This window comes from Natrialba chahannaoensis JCM 10990 (assembly GCF_000337135.1).
In the GTDB taxonomy this organism is placed as follows: domain Archaea; phylum Halobacteriota; class Halobacteria; order Halobacteriales; family Natrialbaceae; genus Natrialba; species Natrialba chahannaoensis.
The window spans coordinates 1-18785 of sequence record NZ_AOIN01000055.1 but is presented as its reverse complement, the minus strand read 5'-3'; the positions used below and the strand labels follow the sequence as shown (position 1 = coordinate 18785).

At 59.9% G+C, this 18785-nt stretch carries 19 protein-coding genes, 1 tRNA gene, 1 other RNA gene and 1 pseudogene; 12 read left to right on the top strand and 10 right to left on the bottom strand.

All coding sequences use genetic code 11. The features are described from left to right. Positions 1–8: 8 nt before the first annotated feature. Positions 9–1916, bottom strand: coding sequence for an ABC transporter substrate-binding protein (locus tag C482_RS08885; protein WP_006167216.1), 1908 nt, complete (start codon positions 1914–1916; stop codon positions 9–11). 711 nt (positions 1917–2627) lie between these two features. Between C482_RS08885 and C482_RS08880 the strand changes: the two genes are divergently transcribed. Together C482_RS08880 and C482_RS08875 are read left to right on the top strand one after the other, a co-directional pair. Beyond that, complete coding sequence (locus tag C482_RS08880; RefSeq protein ID WP_006167215.1) at positions 2628–2960, top strand: ribonuclease P protein component 4; 333 nt, start codon at positions 2628–2630, stop codon at positions 2958–2960. Positions 2961–3044: 84 nt separating this feature from the next. Continuing rightward, positions 3045–3293, top strand: coding sequence for a YhbY family RNA-binding protein (locus C482_RS08875; protein ID WP_006167214.1), 249 nt, complete (start codon positions 3045–3047; stop codon positions 3291–3293). A 120-nt stretch (positions 3294–3413) separates the two neighbouring features. Here the strand turns inward: C482_RS08875 and C482_RS08870 are convergent, their stop codons facing one another. Both C482_RS08870 and C482_RS08865 read right to left on the bottom strand, forming a co-directional pair. After that, complete coding sequence (locus C482_RS08870; RefSeq protein WP_006167213.1) at positions 3414–4337, bottom strand: DMT family transporter; 924 nt, start codon at positions 4335–4337, stop codon at positions 3414–3416. Between the two features lie 305 nt (positions 4338–4642). Next, positions 4643–5119, bottom strand: coding sequence for a hypothetical protein (locus C482_RS08865; RefSeq protein ID WP_241431908.1), 477 nt, complete (start codon positions 5117–5119; stop codon positions 4643–4645). Between the two features lie 142 nt (positions 5120–5261). Here C482_RS08865 and C482_RS08860 point away from each other — a divergent pair. Then, positions 5262–6466: pseudogene (locus C482_RS08860) on the top strand (RNA-guided endonuclease InsQ/TnpB family protein). 77 nt (positions 6467–6543) lie between these two features. Here the strand turns inward: C482_RS08860 and C482_RS08855 are convergent. Both C482_RS08855 and ffs read right to left on the bottom strand, forming a co-directional pair. Next, positions 6544–7335, bottom strand: a complete 792-nt coding sequence (locus tag C482_RS08855; protein WP_006167211.1) for a helix-turn-helix domain-containing protein — start codon at positions 7333–7335, stop codon at positions 6544–6546. 189 nt (positions 7336–7524) lie between these two features. Next, positions 7525–7836, bottom strand: an RNA gene (ffs, locus tag C482_RS20405) — signal recognition particle sRNA. A 149-nt stretch (positions 7837–7985) separates the two neighbouring features. On the opposite strand from ffs, the gene C482_RS08850 reads away from it, so the two are divergent. Then, the gene (locus C482_RS08850; RefSeq protein WP_006167210.1) at positions 7986–8333 is read left to right on the top strand and encodes a DUF5798 family protein; all 348 of its coding nucleotides are present in this window, start codon (positions 7986–7988) and stop codon (positions 8331–8333) included. Between the two features lie 120 nt (positions 8334–8453). On the opposite strand, the gene C482_RS08845 is transcribed toward C482_RS08850, so the two are convergent. After that, positions 8454–9755 carry an MFS transporter gene (locus C482_RS08845; protein WP_006167209.1) on the bottom strand — a complete coding sequence of 434 codons (1302 nt, stop codon included), beginning with the start codon at positions 9753–9755 and terminating at the stop codon, positions 8454–8456. Between the two features lie 538 nt (positions 9756–10293). Between C482_RS08845 and C482_RS08840 the strand changes: the two genes are divergently transcribed. Then, complete coding sequence (locus tag C482_RS08840; RefSeq protein ID WP_006167208.1) at positions 10294–11274, top strand: PLP-dependent cysteine synthase family protein; 981 nt, start codon at positions 10294–10296, stop codon at positions 11272–11274. A 290-nt stretch (positions 11275–11564) separates the two neighbouring features. Here C482_RS08840 and C482_RS08835 read toward each other — a convergent pair whose 3' ends face one another. From C482_RS08835 to C482_RS08820, 4 genes are all read right to left on the bottom strand, one after another. Continuing rightward, entirely contained in the window at positions 11565–11759 is a 195-nt protein-coding gene (locus tag C482_RS08835; protein WP_006167207.1) for a hypothetical protein, read from the bottom strand. Positions 11760–11878: 119 nt separating this feature from the next. After that, positions 11879–12319, bottom strand: coding sequence for a CoA-binding protein (locus tag C482_RS08830; RefSeq protein WP_006167206.1), 441 nt, complete (start codon positions 12317–12319; stop codon positions 11879–11881). Between the two features lie 112 nt (positions 12320–12431). Next, positions 12432–13283, bottom strand: a complete 852-nt coding sequence (locus C482_RS08825; RefSeq protein ID WP_006167205.1) for a geranylgeranylglycerol-phosphate geranylgeranyltransferase — start codon at positions 13281–13283, stop codon at positions 12432–12434. A gap of 326 nt (positions 13284–13609) precedes the next feature. Next, positions 13610–13795 (bottom strand): DUF7511 domain-containing protein, encoded by a 186-nt coding sequence (locus tag C482_RS08820; RefSeq protein ID WP_006167204.1) that lies wholly within the window; start codon positions 13793–13795, stop codon positions 13610–13612. Positions 13796–13962: 167 nt separating this feature from the next. Here C482_RS08820 and C482_RS08815 point away from each other — a divergent pair. The 7 genes from C482_RS08815 (at position 13963) to C482_RS08790 (ending at position 18708) form a co-directional block, all read left to right on the top strand. Beyond that, positions 13963–14037: transfer RNA gene (locus C482_RS08815), tRNA-Arg, on the top strand. A 351-nt stretch (positions 14038–14388) separates the two neighbouring features. After that, positions 14389–14628, top strand: a complete 240-nt coding sequence (locus C482_RS08810; protein WP_049896589.1) for a DUF7563 family protein — start codon at positions 14389–14391, stop codon at positions 14626–14628. A 239-nt stretch (positions 14629–14867) separates the two neighbouring features. After that, positions 14868–15389, top strand: coding sequence for a hypothetical protein (locus C482_RS08805; RefSeq protein WP_006167202.1), 522 nt, complete (start codon positions 14868–14870; stop codon positions 15387–15389). Beyond that, positions 15386–15559 carry a hypothetical protein gene (locus C482_RS21490; RefSeq protein ID WP_161605595.1) on the top strand — a complete coding sequence of 58 codons (174 nt, stop codon included), beginning with the start codon at positions 15386–15388 and terminating at the stop codon, positions 15557–15559. Before C482_RS08805 ends, C482_RS21490 begins: the two co-directional genes overlap by 4 nt. Continuing rightward, complete coding sequence (locus tag C482_RS08800; RefSeq protein ID WP_006167201.1) at positions 15556–15852, top strand: hypothetical protein; 297 nt, start codon at positions 15556–15558, stop codon at positions 15850–15852. The genes C482_RS21490 and C482_RS08800 overlap by 4 nt, the downstream gene beginning before the upstream one ends. Further along, the gene (locus tag C482_RS08795) at positions 15849–17558 is read left to right on the top strand and encodes a DUF7845 domain-containing protein (RefSeq protein ID WP_006167200.1); all 1710 of its coding nucleotides are present in this window, start codon (positions 15849–15851) and stop codon (positions 17556–17558) included. Before C482_RS08800 ends, C482_RS08795 begins: the two co-directional genes overlap by 4 nt. Positions 17559–17994: 436 nt before the next feature. After that, positions 17995–18708, top strand: a complete 714-nt coding sequence (locus tag C482_RS08790; RefSeq protein WP_006167199.1) for a hypothetical protein — start codon at positions 17995–17997, stop codon at positions 18706–18708. Positions 18709–18785: the final 77 nt, after the last annotated feature.

Here is an 18785-nt window from a genome sequence, read left to right as displayed (position 1 = left end):
ATGTTGTGTTACCGTACAAGCTCCCCGCCGTCGTACTCGAATGCCGATGCAAACAATTCTCGCGCAGCGTCGACGTTGACATCACCATCCTCACCGATGAACGTCGTTACCAGCTCGCCGTCGTCCCAGGCGAGTGAGTCAGGCGTCCACTCCTCGGCAACCGGCGTCGCGACGGGTCGTGCGCTGTCTTCCGCCGCGAACACGTCCTCGACGACCCACTGCTTGTCGATCAGTTGCGAGACCGCACGACGGAATCGGGGGCTGCTACACAGCGTGTTGTGCGTGTTGAAGCCGACATGATAGAACGACCACGAGGGAGATTCGACGAACGACACAGCCTCGTCGTCTAACGTTGACTCGAGTGCGTACGTATCGAGCACCGATGTCGTGATGTCGGCGTCGCCGCTTGCGACCCGTTCGACCGACGAACTCGTACCCGGATCGACTTCGAAGTGGAGTTCGTCGGCTGTGGGCGCTGGCAGGTCGTGATCGTCGTCTCGGAGCGTAAAGTGGTCCTCGAAGCGCGTTAGCGTGACAGATTCGCCTGCGTCGTGGGAGTCGTATTTGTAGGGTCCACTGCCAGTTGGTGGCGCATGATCGGTCGTCACGATGCTCCAGTCGCCCTGCGTCGGCGACCAGTCGTCGTCTGTGGAGTCGACCCTGCTTTCGAGATGGGCGATCCAGGGTGAGTCCGATCCGGATGGAAGGATTGGGACCGTCAGCGCGCGCTCAGCAACGGCTCGGTCCGTCGAGAACGAGATCGTGAGTCGGTAGTCGTCCTCGACGGTGACTGAGTCGACGGCGCTCGCGTGGCCCTGATAGCGTGGTGCGGGCGAAGCACTCGAGGTGCGTCCGTACGTCGTGTCCGCGAGGAAGCGATAGGTGAACCTGACATCCTCGGCGGTGAGTGGAATGGCACTGTCGGTACCGTTGTTGCCATTGTCGTCGTTGCTGTCGCCCTCGGTGTGGTCGTGGAACGTACAGTCCTCGCGGATGTCGACGGTCATGGTTCGGGTGTCGCCGTCCCACTCCCAGTCGGTCGCGAGCCAAGGTTCGATCGAGACGTTTGCCGCGTCGATCACTTCTGCGCCCGCTTGTGTCTCCTCCTCGGTCGCCTCTGCCTCGTCGGGGACGGACCACGTTGGAACGGCGAGCGAGTCGTACACCAGATCGACGATGACATCTTGCTCGCGCGTCGTCGGGGAAAGCGGGTTGAAGGTCTGGGCCAGCCGCTGGTCCGTGACGAGTGCGTGAAGCTGTTCGGTGTCGGACGAAGTGGCGGATTCGAGTCCGAGGTAGCCTCTGCCGGTCCCGAGGTGGGTTTCGTCCCAGCCGTCGAATCGGTCCGTCCGAACGGCCCGGTACTCGTTCGCGACACAGATCGGTTCGAACGGCTTCACCTGTGCAATTGCCTCTAGCAGTTCTGTGACGGCCCGTTCGCGATCGGCACCAGTTTCGTTGCGCTGGCGCTCGAGCAACGGATCGATCGACAGCGTGTCGGTGAAACTGAACGGGTTCTGCCAGCCTTGGTCGTACTCGTAGGTGGAATGCAGCGTCTCGTAGAGAAAATCCGGGTCGAAGTCTGCCGGGTGGCGACCGACGTAGAGGTCGAAGTCCTGATCGATCAAGATCGCCTCCAGAAACTCTGACTCAGAACGAGTGCTGATCGTCGCGTCGATGCCGACTGCCTCGAGGTTACCCTCGAGATGGCGCGCGATTTCGGCGCTCTCTCGGTCGCCGTCGGCGGCGGGGAGAGAGAGAATGGAGAGCGAGAGCTGTTCGGCAGCATCGGAGTCGACGACACTCTGGACGCGGTCGATACAGCCGCTCGCAGCGATCGATAGCCCGGTCGCACCGGCGGCAAGGAGCGATCGGCGGCTGGTGCCAGTGTCAGCGTCGTCAGACGGCGAGTTCATGCGTTGCACCTCCGTTTGTCGTGGTTATGGTTGTGTTCGGCTGTCTGGAGACGGTCGTGAGTGGACCACGAATCGTTTCTCTCGCTGTCGGTCTCGCTTCGGCTGTCGTGCTGAGGGTCGTCGTCATTCTGTGTAGTCTGGGAGAGATCGGGACGTTTCGGTGGTGGAGATGGGAGTCGTCCGTCGGGCTCAGTTTCGGTTTGATCCAACGACGTATCGTTATAGTGACGGTAACCGAGTGACGGGAACGCATAGCATTCGATATTCGCTCTGGTGATGTATGCGTGGAAACGGCGTCCGTCATCGGGTCGGAGGGGGAGCTGTAGCGCGTTCACGGGTTGTCGATCGCAGTACGATCAGTGGAGGGGGGTCTCGTGATGTAGTCACGGGGCGGGACAGTGCGGTCGGTCGTACACTTCAGGTCGTCGACACCCCCCGTATAAAACGCTTCGGAATACGGTGCTGTTGAACGGTGGTGTACTCGAGTAAAGCTAGTCGAACTGAACGTCAGACACACCGATATGAGGTAGTTAAACCGTTCCTGAGGCAGAATTGATGAGTGAAATTCTGGGTGCCAGTCGGAAAAGGTGGAACCAGTGTGTTCTGGATCCAGCGATGTGCGTGAACCAGCGATGTATCGGAATCGATGATGCGTGAGAGCTGACGGAACAGAACACAACACCAATAGGCGAACCGGTACAACCCGTGGCCATGACCGTCGCCGAGGAACGGATTGATCGCCTCCATGACCTCGCTCGAGCGGCGGCAGCCGACGGCGAGGACGACCGCGCGCGATACTACGTTCGTCTCGCCCGTCGCGTCGCAGAGCGTAATCGTTTGACCTTGCCACGTTCGTTCCGGCGGTTCACTTGTGACGCCTGTGACGCCTATCTTCGTCCGGGCAAGAACGCCAGAGTCAGGCTGCAGAACGGCCACGTCGTAATCTCCTGTGAGTGTGGTGCCCACGCACGGTATCCCTATGAGGATCGAGCGGATGGTGCTGTGTCGGACACCGGGTCAGAGTCGTCCGTTACCGAGCACTGACCGCGAATGCTGGTGTCGTGGCAGCGATGACAGCACAGCCCTGTCTTCGAGAGGATTAACCGCCTGGACCCGATACGTGTCGGTATGGACCACCAGCAACTCAAACAGCGGGCCCACGATGTCGACGTTACCGTCTGGGTCGGCAAGAGTGGCGTCGACGCCGTCGTCGACGAACTCAACGACCAGCTCGCGGATCGAGACCTCGTGAAGGTGAAGTTCCTCCGCGCGGCCCGAGCCGGCAGTTCGACCGAGGAAAAGGCAGCAGGCCTCGCAGACAGCGTCAACGCACAGTTGATCGATACACGGGGCCATACGGCCGTTTTCCACCGATAAACGCCGGAACCACCGACAAGCACCACCAGTCACAGACAGCCACAGACAACCATCAGTACGGATCGGCAAGCAACGAGAAGAGACACAGCGACTCTTTTGGAGCAGACAGGTCACGCCGACTCAGGCCGCCGACTCCGTCGACACCAGATAGACGCCAACCGCCATCACGGCACCACCCAGCACGAACCGCGAGCCGAGCGACTCCCCAAGCACCGCCGCCCCGAAAATCGCCCCGACGACCGGCTGGACGAAAAAGAACGCCGAGATGACGCTCGCGTCGACGTACTCGAGTCCCTTGTACCAGAGGTACCACGCGGCAGCCGTTCCGAGGAGTCCGAGGTAGAGCACCGCGACGATAAGTTCCGGCGTCACCGGAATCGACGACAACGAGGCCTCGGTGCGGGCGAGTTCGACCGGCACGAGGACGGCGAGTATCGGCACGGCAGCAACACAGGAGTACGTCGCCGTCTCGAGTGCGGAGTAGCGCTCGATCAGTGGCTTTCCGAGGACGGTGTATAGTGCCCACGTCGCGCTCGCGAGCAGGAGCATGAGGATGCCGGTCGTCGCGACACCGGCGAGTTCGGCGAGGTGATACTGGCCGGAGAGGACGACGACGGTGCCAGCAGTCGCGATGATGATGCCAGCGATGAGCCGCGGCGAGAGCTCCTCGCCAAGCAGGGAGACGCCGAGCAGGATCGTGAAAATCGGCGTCAGGACGGTGATGAGCGAGCCCTGGCTGGCGGTCGTCAGCGCGGTGCCGACGAACTGCGTCGCGAGCGAGACTGCAACAACCGCACCAAGAACCGTGAAGCTGAGCAGGTCTCGTCGGGAAAAGCGCCGGCGTGGGTAGACCAGGTGGACGACAGTGAGCAGTGCAACTGCACCGACGGCGACTCGCAGGAACGCAAGCGTCAGCGGTGGGACCGCATCGAATCCCCACTTGCTGACGCCGTAGAGGCCACCCCAGAGCGCTGCGGCAGCGAGCGGGGCCAGTGCGAAGAGATACGGCGAGATCGACGGCAATGAAACGGCTTTCCAGTACACATTCGGAGTAGGAACTGTCCGGGGATGGATGCTATCGTTAGGATGTTAACCTCGGTTCGAGTGGGCGACCAGACTGGATTCGGTGTGCTCGCGTTCGTCATCTTCGGCTCTACTGAACTCCTCCGATGGAGCTATAGTAGCCACTGCAAGTCAATGCACACCTGATCGCACGACAGCTGTGCGGCCAGTGTGTAAATAGTTGCAGTTGTTACTATAGTCCTACAGGTCCTTCGGTTAGTACAGGAGAGATATACGATGCAGGAACTGATGGGGGGTTGTCAAACCCTGATGAAATAGCCCGATCATCAATAACCGTCTATACTGACATCTACTGACGTGGGCACGGTTTTCTTGTCAGTAATCCTGATGAGAAGAGTATGCGTGATCAGGTCGTCGTGGTCGGGGATTAGTGGCTTGTCTATCGAAATAGCGACCTGTAAGCCGCCTTCAACACGGTCAATCGAACGTAATTCGAGATCGTCTTCTGACCGCATTCCGTTTTGAACAACGAGGATATATGATTCATCAAAACTGGTCTCTTTGGTGAAATCGGACAGTTGTTCAAGATCTCTAAATTCGGCGGCTGCGGTTTCTTCGTCAGTTATGAGCGTGTGTGACTCTTCTCTCGGCCCAAACACATCACGCGCATCGAAAATATTTCCGTCGTAGTATCGCGTATCCACAGTCATACCACTGGGGATTGACGGGGATCGAAACCTGTTCCATGCATACCCCACTCCAAGAGCGAGACCACCGACAGCAAGAAATTTGCGTCGCTTCATGAACAACTACTTGGTATGAATCTCTATATGTCTTCAGGGAGGTCAAACAGCGATTTGACCAACCAACACCGGGAATGAGTGCGGTTTTACCGCACGGTAGTACAAACCATTAAGCTAACACATCTCTAACCGAGAGATAGCGATGGAGTACAGTCACCGCTACCCTGCATACCCGACACAAGAGGGAGCGGTTGAACTGCAACATCACATCGACATTCATCGCCAAGCGTACAACTACACCCTGTACGAGTACGAGAACGTAGACGCCGACGATATCGGTTCCGCATACAAACACCACTACCGACTCCCCGACTGGAAAGACGAGTTCCCCGTCTTCTCGGAAGTTAACTCGAAGGCTCTGCAACGAACCGTCACCCGGTTCTACCAGAACCTTGCCGGACTCTCCGAGCAGAAACAAAACGGTCGAAAGGTCGGGAAACTCAAGTGGAAGTCCCCGAGAGAGTTTCAAAGTATGACGTACTCGCAGTCTGGCTTCGAACTCAAAAACACGAGTGGCCGACGTGCGACGCTCTGGCTCTCCAAAATCGGCGACATCCCGATCCGCTACCACCGGAGATTCCAGACGAAGCAGCCATCAAAGAAGTCATCATCAAGAAGGAGACAACTGGTGAGTGGTTCGTCTCCTTCGGCCTCGAAACCGATGAAGCTGATCTACCCGAGAAACCTGACGTAGATTCGCTCGACACGAGCAACAGCGTCGGTGTTGATCTCGGCATTCTGAACTACATCCACACTAGTGACGGCAAGATCGTGGGCTGGCTCGACCTCGAAGACGAATACGCCCTCCTCCGCCGTGAACAACGCAAGTTGTCGACGTGGTTCGTCCGCGAATACGACGCCGTATTCGTCGAGGACTTGGATGTGAAGGGGATGTTGGAACAGTCGTACAACGCTCGGAACAAACAGGATGCAGCGTGGCGACAGTTCATCTCCCTCCTCGAATATAAGGCAGACTTGTACGGCTGTCACGTCGTTCAGGTGGAAGCCGCTGGGACGACGAAGGAATGCGCGTCGTGCGGTGTGGAAACAGCGAAACCGATCTGGATCAGAGAACACTCGTGTCCGTCGTGTGGGTTCGAGTGTGACCGGGACGCGAACGCGGTCGTCAGACTACGTCTGACGGGCAGCAAAATCGCGTGCGATTTTGCGACGGCGGTGAACGTCTTGCAGCGCGGCTTTTCTGAGTTAGGGCTGGGATGGCCCGAAGACACACCTGTGGAGACTGCGCTCCCTACGGACACCCATTCGGTGTCTGCAAAGCGCGTCATAGAAACAGGAAGCCCCATCTGCTCACGGGCGCGAAGCGCCCGTTCGCATGGTCCGTGAGACCGTCGGTCTCACGCTACCCTCAACGAAGCCGCACCAGCGGCTGAGTAGGGTGGGGTAGTTCACGAAAATAGTGCTTATTGACGCCGATACCTGCGTTCGCGCTCACACTCGTAATCGTGACCGTGCTTATCTTCGGGCCACCCCAATCGACCAGTGCGTGATTCCGCAGTGGACTCGAGTGCCTTCACCATCGGAGCCAACAACTTCTGTTCGGCGCGTCGGAGCGTCTTCGAAACCGCGGCGTCCGAGACGCCGAGGTCGGTCGCGAGGTCGCCGAGCGTCGCCGTCCGCGGGACCGCATAGTAGCCGCCAACGACGGCCCGGCGAATGGTCTCGCGCTCAGTTGCGGTGAGTTGTCGTGCGCCCTCAAGGACGGTGGTACCGATTGCATCGGCGCGGACATCCGCGAGCACCGTCTCGGGGTCAAGGCGCTGGCGGTCGTGGACCTCGAACTCGTCGTCGTGCTCGCTGAGGACGGTCAGCGTGTGTTCGACCGCGCGCTCGTCGTCGAATCCGATCTGCCAGCGCTCGCGGCCATCGACGTTCTCGAAGGGCGCGGTGAGGTAGCCACCGTTGGCGACGACGGTGCCCATCGTCACGGTCGTCCCCATCGTCAGGTGGACGCGCGCGGTTCCACCCTGTTTTGCGAGTAAGTTGAAGGAGTCCGTTTCTGCGTGCGCACGGATCACGTCCAGCCCGCACTCGAGTGCGGTCCGGTCGGCGGCGTCTGCGAGGATGCGCAACTCGAGTTGGGAGCGGTCGTGGTCGTAGTGCCAGTGTGGGGTGACGAACGCGATGTCGTGGGTGTCGCTGGCCGCGCTCAGTGGGCAGTCGTCCTGCCGGATCGAAAGCGCGAGACTGATCATATGTTGTGGTGGTGATTGAGGGCTAATCGTGTTGTGGTCGCGGCTGGTGCTGCGATGCTGGGCGTTGTGGGTGGTGTGCATGTTTCGGGTGTTCCGGGTAGTGCCGATGTTTCGATGTTGCCAGTAGCACGAGAATTGCCAGCCAACGCTCTACCCGTGGCTGAAGCTGAACGAGTAGAATGCAGTATGAATGTGGAGGCCGCGATTGCCCGGCGTTCCGGCCGGGGGAATCCCGGTTGCCTTCTCCACCCCGCGACCCGTCGAGCGACAGGTGTCCGGCGGTCCACTGCTCGCTTCCGCGCCTGATGGGCTGTCGCCGGCTAACCACGATGGGACGTCCCTGCGGACGGCCACCGTAGACCGCTGTCCCCGACGGACGAGGCTTCCACGTTGGCTCCCGAGGCCCCGGTCGGTCTGACCGGACGCCCGCGGTATTTGGTCCCCGCTAATGACCATAGCGCGGGTAGTGAGCAGGGCCAAACTGCCCGACCTATCCACTCGGATGTAGTCCCTGGCTACTTAAGGACCTTTCGCCTCGACAACCGCACGACGGCGCGCTGGTATCTACTGGTTGGAGCGCCGTCAAGCAGCTGGTTTCGCGCGCCGATCGGAGGAAAAAGCCCATTAGCCAGCCGCTATATTGCTGATACATGGGACTTGGCAGCACCGCAAAGAAGATTCAGGGCCTCTCCGACCGCGCCGAAGCGATGTACAAGCAGGTACAGCAGCTTCAGCAGCGAATCACGAATCTCGAAGGGGAGGTTGACGACACGCACGATACCGTCAAACGAATGGATCACCAGATCGCAGAGCAGCGCCAGTTGCTGCTCGCGATCGCTGACGAGCACGACATCGACGGCGAACAGATCCTCGCCGATGCCGCCATCGATGACGCTGACGACCTCGCCGCGGCCGAGGCAGACGACGAGACGGATGCCGACGGTTCAGAAAGCGGAGACGCTGCAAACGCTGACGCTGGCGAACAGGCCGCCGAGTAACCTCTGAATTGCGCGCAGCCACTGAACCGTCTTCTCGCGATTCTCAGCGGACACTACCGGGGAATAGCAGCGCGGCAAAAATTCAGCGTCCCTGTACGTGATCTGATTGAACCCGTTACATCACGGTGCGTTTCGCACGTCCGTGGTCGGAACGGTGAAATCGTCTAGATCCGCGCCCGCAACCGCTGGCAGCTGTCGGAGTCGCGGACGAGCAAGAACGTACAGTCCGGCGACTCCGAACCCAAGCGCAGCCACTGCCATGGTCGGCGTCGTCCCTATCACTGCGGCGACGACGCCGCCGACGAGCGATCCCAGTGGGAGCGTCCCTCCCGAGGCCGTTCCCTTGAGCGAGGTGACCCGTCCGAGGAGTTCGTTCGGGAACACCGTCTGGTTCAGCGTCGCTGTGAGTACGCTGTTGACCCCGGGCGGGATCCAGGCGAGGCCAAACAGGGCGATCGTGAGCGCAGTCGACGGGACGAACACGGCCGCGAGCCAGACGCACGCGGTCGTCAGGTAGCTCACGAACGTAATGCGACCGTATCCGACGTGCTCAAAGGACGGAGCGATAACCGATCCGATGAGCCGACCAGTGCCGAGTGCACCGAGCAACAGCCCGTAGACGGCGGCTCCGTCGAGTAGACTCCCGAACGACGGCAAGATTGCAAGCGTCATTCCGGTCACGAAGTTGACGATCGCCGTGAGAACAACCAGTTCGATGAAAACGGTTCCACGGAGTGCGTCGAACCCGACTCGGAGATCAGAGATGTATGTGGCAAGTAGTGGGTCCGTCGCTTCCGCTTCTCGCTCCTGTTTCACGGTATCCGCGGAGAGTGCTGTAATCTTCCCGAACAACAGTGCAGCGATCGCAAACGTGATCGAATCGAAGACGAAGAGCACTGTCACACCGAAGATGGCGATGACGATGCCACCCAGTGCATCGAACAGCATATCCAGTCCCAGTGTGACCGTCGCCAGCGCGGAGTTCGCGCTGGAGAGTCGGTCTTCAGCGACGATACGCGGGAGCACGGCGGACTGCATCGGTGACATGAGCGGCGCTGCGATCGTAAGCACCGGAATGACCATGAACAACACGCCAACGCTCAGTCGGCCAGTAATCGCTGCCAACGGCAAGACAAGGACGACGACTCCCTGTACGATCTGTGCGCTAACGAGGACGGGTTTGAGCGGAAGCCGATCGACGAGCGGCCCGGCGAACAACTGGAGCAACCAGGGAAGCAACAGCAGAGAGCTGGCAACGCCCGACAGCACGGTCGACCCGCTGAGGTCGTAGACGAGCCACAGCACGGCGACCGTGTAGAGACTGTCTCCAAGATTCGTCACGAACTGGCCGGCGAAGAACAGCCGGAAGTCCCAATTGCGCCACACCGAGGCCGACTTGGTGTCTGCACTCGAGGTCGCCATCTCACTGCTCACCCCGGTGCGGTGGTGCGGTATCCTCGCGAGAAACGCGGGGCCATCCTCGGATGGGCGGGTGGCTATCTGGCGATACGAGATCGATCGAACGACTGGCGTGTGCGACTGCTTCGATAGCGGTTGACATGTACGTGCATCGGTGATGGGTGTACTGCGGCTACAGGCCGGAGCGAGGCAAACGGATGGAGAATGCTGCAGCTACTCGGGCCGCCCGGAAGCAGGGGGCGCAAGCGGATCGTACACCGAACGCAATGCACGTCGGTCGATCATGAAACGGTACACCGAAGGACGGACACGTTGGTTATAAACATACTGAGAGTTTGTGATATAATCTATATCACGATTCGACGCGGGCGGGTTGGTTGGAGACGGAACTAGCGACAACGGACTCACGTTCACCCTGTCGTGACATTGTGACCCACCCCACTGGAACGGTGTTGGGTCGAGGATTTTCGGACAGGGGACTCTCGGATTGGGACACGAAGAAAGGGAAGACCTAACAACAGTGGCAACATTTGCCATCATGATGACGACCCACGAGCGACCGTTGGACTCGGTGCTCGAGACGATCGGGCAAACGCCCCTCGTACGGATTCGAGACGGCCCGCAGGGCGTCCGAATCTACGCGAAACTCGAGTCGTTCAACCCAGGCGCGAGCGTCAAGGATAGGATCGGCCGCTACATGCTCGAGCGGATGCTCGAACGCGGCGATGTTCCCGCGGGCGGCACGGTCATCGAGCCGACTGCAGGCAACACAGGCATCGGCTTCGCGACGGCCGCCCAGCAACTCGGCCTCGACGCCATCTTCGTCGTCCCCGAGCGCTTCAGCGTCGAGAAACAGCAGCTTATGGCAGCCCTCGGCGCAGAGGTCATCAACACGCCGACGGAGGACGGCATGGGCGGCGCAATCGACCGCGCACACGAACTGGCCGACGAACTCGACGACGCCGTCGTCCCCCAGCAGTTCGCTAACCCGCTGAATACGGAGGCCCACTACGCCACCACTGGCCCAGAAATCTACGAGGCACTGGACGGGAACGTCGGTGCCGTCGTCGCCGGCTGTGGCACCGCGGGCACGCTGATGGGGATCGCCCGCTACGCTCTCGAACAGGACACGGAGACCTACGTCGGTGCAGTCGAACCCGAGGGCTCCGTCTACGGCGAACTGCTCGGTGAGGACCGCGAGGAAGGCGAGTACAAGATCGAGGGGATCGGCACCCACAACGTCGAGACGAACGAGCTGTTCGACCCCGAACTCGTCGACGCGGTGTACCCGATTGCAGATCAGGACGCACACGGTGAACTCGAGCGCCTCGCACGCGAGGAAGGACACCTGGTCGGCTCGAGTGCCGGTGCTGCCGGCGTCGCTGCAAAGCAGGTTGCCCGCGAGATCGCCGACGGCGAAATTGAAACGCCGCACGACACCGTCGTTACTGTGTTCCCGGACTCGAGTGAGCGCTATCTCTCGAAGGGGATCTACCGCTCGTTCGAAGAGTGGAGTTCCTGAGCACGGCGTCGATGCGTGTTGCGTGTGCAGTACTCGATTCCTGACTGTGTGACTGTCGCTGCTCATCCTAGGCTACTCTCACAGAACCGCCACAGTAGCGTAGTCGCGTCAGCGTGTAGTGAGCACGTGCGCCTCCTTTCACGTGGGCAGGAGACGGCTAGACGTTGTGAACGGTGAGTCGTCGCTCAGCCCACAGTTTGGCGTTGGCTCACAGATTCTATCTGGTATCCCGTTCCTCGGTCTCTCGGTTCCTCGTGAGACCGTTACCCGTTACCTACAACCCACTATTGCTACCCAGCCGTCGAGGACTGCTGTAACGTCGTCGCATCGACAACCTCGAACTCCTCGTCGCGCTCGACCTCCCACACCCGAAGGACGAGATGTGCCTTGCAGTGGTGCTCGACGACATCCATGCCCGTCTGCCGGTTCCGCAGGACGAGCTGACAGACCCCGTCGTTGGAACAGTTCCCGGACCGGTCACACATAGGTACGTCTCTCGTGTAGTCCGCTGGTATGTAAGTCTCTGTCGGTGGTACCCCTCAGTGTTTGATCAATGGCCGGTGCTACCCGCCACCAGGCCCACTACGCCTGTTTTCGGTCTCGGTCAAACGACGAGCCGCCGGTGGTCGACCTTGAGACACCGATCCTGTACGACACGGTATCCGGCGTCCACAGCGCGCTCGGCCGCCTGGTCGTCGCGGATCCCCTGCTGAAGCCAGATCACGTCACCGACCGCGGACTCGAGTACCGACTCAACGACGCCGGCGACCTCGTCGCTCGGACGGAAGACACAAACGATATCGATGTCAATGTCGTCGTCGGACTGCTCATCGACGTCTGCGAGCGAATCGAACGCCTCTCGCCCAAAAATCTCGTCCGCGAACGGATTCACCGGAACCACGTCGTAGCCCTGCTCGAGCATGTACGCTGGCACGTCGTGGGCCGCCTTCCCCGGCGTCCGCGAACAGCCCACGACCGCGATCGTCTCGCACTCGAGTATCTCTCGGAGCGCGTCTGGCTCGTTGCTTCCCACGGTCGCTGTCATAGTATCGTGTAGCGACCGTAGGCAATTGTATGATTCGCCCGTGCTCGCCTCCCCGAGCGGTCCTTGCGTGGCTGGTCCCTGCTGGACTCCACTCGCTCGCACTCCGTTCGGCTCAGAACACGTTGACTTCGAGTGCCGCCCGTCCCACGATAAATGCCAGCGCCGCGAGGAAGGTGCCATACTTGAGATGGGTTTGCCCAATCGTGGGGTCCTCGAAACTCTCGTAGACCGCCACAATCATGATCGCGTTCGCCGGGAGCACGAGCAGGAGGTACTCGAGTTCGAAGTAGCCGAGCACGTAGGGCAGCGGACTCGCGACGACGCCGACCACGAGCAGGGCGGTTGCGACGTACAGCGACTGGCGTTCGCCGATGGCGATCGGGAGAGTGTTCAGCCCCTCCTCGCGGTCGCCTTCGATGTCCTCGACGTCCTTGATGATCTCGCGGGAGAGTGTCGCGACCGCCGCGAGCGCGAACAGAACCACTGCGGGACCGATCTCGCCGACCGCCGCCGCGCCGAAGAGGAAGGTGCTCCCGACGAGGTAGGCTACCAGCGCGTTTCCGAGGCCAGGAAGGCCCTTGAAGTACTCCGTGTAGGCCACCAGCGCAAGCAGGTTGATCCCGGCGATGGCGAGCGCTTCCAGGGGGAGGGTGAGCGCGAGGCCAACTGCGGCGGCGAAGAGCACGATACTGAACACGAGCGCGCCACGCGGACTCACTGCCCCGCGCGGGATTGCCCGATCGGGCTGGTTGATCCGGTCGATCTCCCGGTCAAAATAGTCGTTAATCGCGTTCCCGGCACCGACTGCCAACCCGGTTGCGGCGACTGCTGCGCCTGTCTGCAGTGGATACGAGCCAAGGCCGCCAGCGACGAACGCGCCGATAAACGTCAACACGCTCGCGGCCAGCACGTTCACCGGTCGTGTCAGCTCGAGTAACCCGCGAATCGTCTCCCCCGCTGTCATTGCCGGGAGTGCTCAGGCAGGCCGGTTAAACCGTACGGTCCGCGTTCGAGGGCGTGCTGGATGTGTTGAGGAGCTCGCAATCGAGCCCAAACCGTGGGGGTGCAGCTGGTGTTCCCGGCTAGTGGCGTCAGTTCAGCAGCAATGGTTCCATCACTGATGTCGGCGCAGGCACAGGTGCAGGCACACACAGACGGAGACACAGGTAGATAGACACAGTCGCAAAGACTCACCCACTACCGCCTCCTCGTCGCTCCCGATAGTTACCGCCAGTAGTGGTACTGCTGCAACTGCTCAGCCGGTCAGCCGGTCAGCCGATCAATCGCTCCCTACCGCCACCGCTCGAGTTCACAACACGCCGACTCCGACACCGTCAACCATGCCTCCGCTCGCTCGTCCTCACTCGCATCCGCTGGCACCACCATCACCACCCCCGGCTCAGTGTGGTGCAACTCGAGTGCATCGGATGCAGGCGGAGCCGATTCGGCGGTGGCCGTATACTCGTGTGCGGTCATCAGCGGTGTCTTTGCCCTGCAGACAAAGACCAATCACGGTGGTTTTCATGGCCTGGGAATGACCGAGAGGGGGCCGAGCGATCGGGTGGAGTGGGGGTGTGGTGGTGCCTGTCGGAAGCGGTGAAAATCGAGTGACTTATAGGAGGTCGACGGATACGGAAGGATGCGGGCGCTTAGCTCAGTCTGGACAGAGTACTTGGCTTCGGACCAAGCTGTCACGGGTTCAAATCCTGTAGCGCCCACTCACAGACGGCCCGATTCTCAACTAATTCAAATCCTACCGTAGAGGTATCCACGGAAGCGAATTCGTCGCTTTCGGGGTTCAATCNCCTGTAGCGCCCACTCACAGACGGCCCGATTCTCAACTAATTCAAATCCTACCGTAGAGGTATCCACGGAAGCGAATTCGTCGCTTTCGGGGTTCAATCTCATCGGGGTCAAATCTGATCCAAACGGGAAACAGATTGCGGCCCCGTCACGTCATGCGAATTTCTTCGCAAATGGGGGGTGGTCGGCGTGACGGTCGCACCGTGGCCGTCGGTCGACCATTCGACCTGCGAACACTGTGGTGCCCACGTCACCGATCGGTTCCNGTGGTCGGCGTGACGGTCGCACCGTGGCCGTCGGTCGACCATTCGACCTGCGAACACTGTGGTGCCCACGTCACCGATCGGTTCCGCCGGGTCTTCGGTGACGATCGGGACCGAGCCCATCGCTGTGGAGACTGCGATTCGTACGCTCGACTGAGCCGTGGCTCCGCTGCTGGCGTCGACGTGCCGGTGCCAGATCCGGAAACGTCCGCCGGCCGGCATGGAGGTGAGGCCGATGCGTAAGCCGGCGTTCGTACCGGCGAGTCGGCTGTACGATGTCGAGAGTCAGACGCCCATAGCTCATCCGGCCCATCAAGCGACAGACGAGGAAGTTCGTCTGGCAATCGAAAGCCGAGGTGAGACGGCGTGAGTCGTCTCGTCGAAGCCGACGAGTGCGAACGATGCGGTGACCGGATCACTGGGCTTCGCCGGCTCTGTTCAGACTGCACGCGCGACGTTCGCGACGCACGGGAGGGTCCGCTGTGAGTTCGCGTACGTCGGCCCTCGAGAGTTCGAAGGCCAGCGGCGACGCACTCGAGGCGGAGCTGGTGCAGACGATCAACGCCCTGGAGTACGTCGGTGATCGGACCGCAACCTGGCACGATGCACGAACGACCGCGCTACTCGAGCCGGCCCATTCGCTGCCGTTCTACGGCGTTGTGGTGGTCGAACCGGAGACGCCGGTCGAGATCAAAGGCTGCCAGATAGAGACGAGCAACGGAGACAGCACGACTCGCGGGCGGTTCTACGTCAAGCGCGACGCCCACGAGCAGTTGCTCGAAGCCGCTGGGATGTACCTGCTCGTCGTCTACACTCCGCGGCCGGGGCTTCCCCAGGTGGCCCGCGCGATCGTGCCGGCGACGATCGTCGACGAGTTGCTGACCGGTCGGTGGTACGAGGTCGGCGGGTCGCGCTCGGAATCCGAGGTCGCGAAGCTCGCCTGGTCGCACGTCATCGATCCCGCGAGCGTCGATCCGTCGACGAGAGTCGGTGATCGACGATGAGTTCCGCCACCGATCTGGCGGTCAGAGATGGCCGCGCCGAGATTCGGGACGCTCTGGGTAACTGGGCCCGGGCTGACCGGATTCGAGACTGTCGGTTCTGCCAGCAGCGCCTCTACACGATCGCTGACGGTCACCGTCACGGGTGTTTCGAGGACGGTGGTCAGCTGTGAGTTCCGACCTTGAGCACGGCGAGCGAGATCTCGCCGCTGAACTCGAGAGCCCAGCAGCCGGTCAGGTCGGCATTCCCGTCGACGCGATCTGCGTGGGCTGTGGGCGGACGCGAGTCAAGCGCGCTCCGCTCGCGGAAGTGAGCAAAGACCCGAGCAAGGACCCGACCGAACTCGAGGCGGAAGACCTCACGTCACTCAAGCACGTCTGTCACCGCTGTGGGTCTGCGACGTGGTGGAACGCGGTTGCGGTTCTCTCGGGCCTCCTCGAGCAGGAACGAGGTGAGGAGGCGTGAGTCAGGTCGAGACGACGCCGCACGAGTGCGAAGGCCGCTGGAAGTGGCCCGACTGGGGCCGCGGCCCGTACGACGCGCTCTCGTCGGTCATGCTCGGCCCGCCGTTCGAAGGCTACCTCGAGCTGGACACCAAGATCGACGGCGAACCGTGGCACGTCAAAGTGAGCTACAGCAAGTCCGGGTTCGCGCCGCGGCTCTCGGACGGGATCAACGCCGAACGGCTCTACGAGTGGGATATCGTGGGCCGTGGGCGCGGCGAGAGCAAGGCGTCGTTCAACATCTCTCCGCGGTTCCCGAACATGCGACACTGGGAAACCGGTGAACCCGTGAACCTTCCCTGGGAGAATCAGGTCGGCGAGGTCGACGGCGTCGACGTCGAGTTCCATACGAGTAACATCGAACCAGAACGTGGACTCGAGTTGCTGCCAGAGTTCTTCGCGGTGATCTTCGAGAAGGCCAACGAACGGATTCACTCGGAATACTTCCGAGTGCCGCCGCACGAGGCGAGTCGCATGTGGGCGTACGAGCGCTACGTCCGTATTCGGCGTGAATGGGCTGCGAAGCTCTCCTCGGCGGGTGTCCTGCAGAAGATCGCGCTCCATCTCTCCGACCTGGAGGGAGTCAAAGCCGAGCTCCACATCGACAACGAGGAAGTGATCAACCACCAGAACCGGTTGATACTGAACCCGGCCTCGACGAAGGAACTCTTCCCGGACCACACCTACGGCCGAAAGTTCGAGATCTACCAGCTGGCCGATCCAGACGCAGTCTCGAAAGACCACCCGTCGTACCACCCGAAGGTGGAGGTCTTGGTCAACAAGAAGATGAACGACAACACGGCGTGGGCGTGGGCCGANGTCTCGAAAGACCACCCGTCGTACCACCCGAAGGTGGAGGTCTTGGTCAACAAGAAGATGAACGACAACACGGCGTGGGCGTGGGCCGATCGGCACGAGGTCACCGAGCAGATTGAGGAGACACTGCTGAACGCGCTCCACTGGGAAGATATCCCGCTCGGACCGGACGGTAACGGTGTCTACGTCGAAGACGATCACTTCGACGCGGTTGCTCGAGACGACCTGGTCGAACTCTACGACGATCCGACGCCGCGCCTCGAGGCGAAGAGCGAGCACCTGCTCATGACCACGCTGCAGGATCTGGGTGAGACGCCGCGGGAAGTGACCGAGGAGGTCGCGACCGATGGTGGGTCAACCGTCGACGAACTCGCCGACCAACTCGGCAAGCACCCGGCGACGATCTACCGAGCGATTCAGGATCTGGACGACATTCTGGAGTTGGACCAGGGCAAGGTCTCTTTCCGAGTCCGGAAGTACCGCGAGGAGTTGCGTGCGCTCGTTGAGTCGGCGGAGTACGCGATCGAGAGTTTCGCCGATCGGATTCAGCACGTGATGGGCCTCGCCGATCATGTTGCTGAATCGTCGCCGTTCCAGCAGTGGCTTGCGGAGAACGGTGCCGAGATCGAATACGACGAGGCAGGGAATCCGAAGAAGCTCCGCATCGATGCGATTCTCTCGCTGCTGAAGGGTGATAGCTTCGAGAACGCCCGCGAGGTCGCACAGGAGGCGATCGACGCCTGGCGGCACTCAGGGAACGACGTAGTGGAGTTCAGCAAGGTGTCGATGGTCTGGCGGACACCTGGCGGCGGACGCGACAGCCACCGCGTGGGTTCGATCGCCAGCTGGTAGAACGGCCCTCGTGAGTGGCAACACTGTCGTGATACTTGTTTTCAGCAACTCAGATTGTATTCTATCGGTGATTATCCAGTTTTGGTTGTAGTCCTCGGCTCGAGGCCGGGGTCGGCACCGCGATCGCGCCGCACCCCATGCGGGTCGATTTCGCGCTGCGCGCGAAACGCCCCTTGACGGGTGTCCCCAAGGGGACAGAGCCAAAAAATTACACTGCCCCGCCCCCAGCTCCGCACGCAGAACTCCAGTTGAAGCACACGAAACGGTGGCTGGTGTAGGTCGTCTGCGATTCTCTCTAATTCACCTTATTAGGTGCTCATAATCCCTTATCTAAGATATTGGATTCGTCAGTATGTCTGGTGACTTGAATTTGAGTACCGGGAGTAATAATGAGTTTCTGTTAACATATTAGTAATATGGATTCCACTGTCCGGGTATGAGAGATCGAGTGGAGATTGCAAAAGGTGAATATACGGAGTACCTCTCTTTGCAGTTTGAAATGTATAAATATTTACAAAATAAATCAAGAGTGATTATAGCGACAACAATTGCTGGAATGGTGGCCATTGGCAGTTTGCTTTCGGCGGGTTATTTGCCTTCAGCGAGTTTCCTATCAATAGATTCAATTAACTCTGCCAGGTTGGAAAGTAATACATTTTTGAGACAACAATCTTCAGTACTAATCACAACTACTCTTAGATCACTTTACTTCGTCTCCTTTTCACTCTTCATAATATCTGCTATAACATTTTACATACACGTGGTCACAGTATACAAATTCACAAGAATAAATCCGGTTCTAAGCCAAGAGAAAGATATCATCTTGGTTGAAACCGGGAAGGAAAACACCTCAGACAGAGAAGCAGAATTGGAGGAGAATAATAAGATTCTTTCAAAAATGTATGACCACTACCAGACATCTGGCATGATGGTTTTAATAGCTTTTCCAAGTCTTGTAGCACTTCTTGTCACCAATATCGTATATGATGAAATCTCCAATACATTTTTGATCCTGGCAACAATAATATTGTTTTTCTATTTCACATATGTGGCTGAGGTTCTATATCATGTCTGGGAAATCGGCCCAAGAAAGATCATATCCAATATAATGCGCATCTCAGAAGAGATTCTACCGGGAGGCAGTGTCTAGTTAGGCCAGTTTGAGAAGTGAGCAGGTCGTAGAGTTAGTTTGGAACAATGCTCGTAGACCTGCTCAGCGAGAGCTAC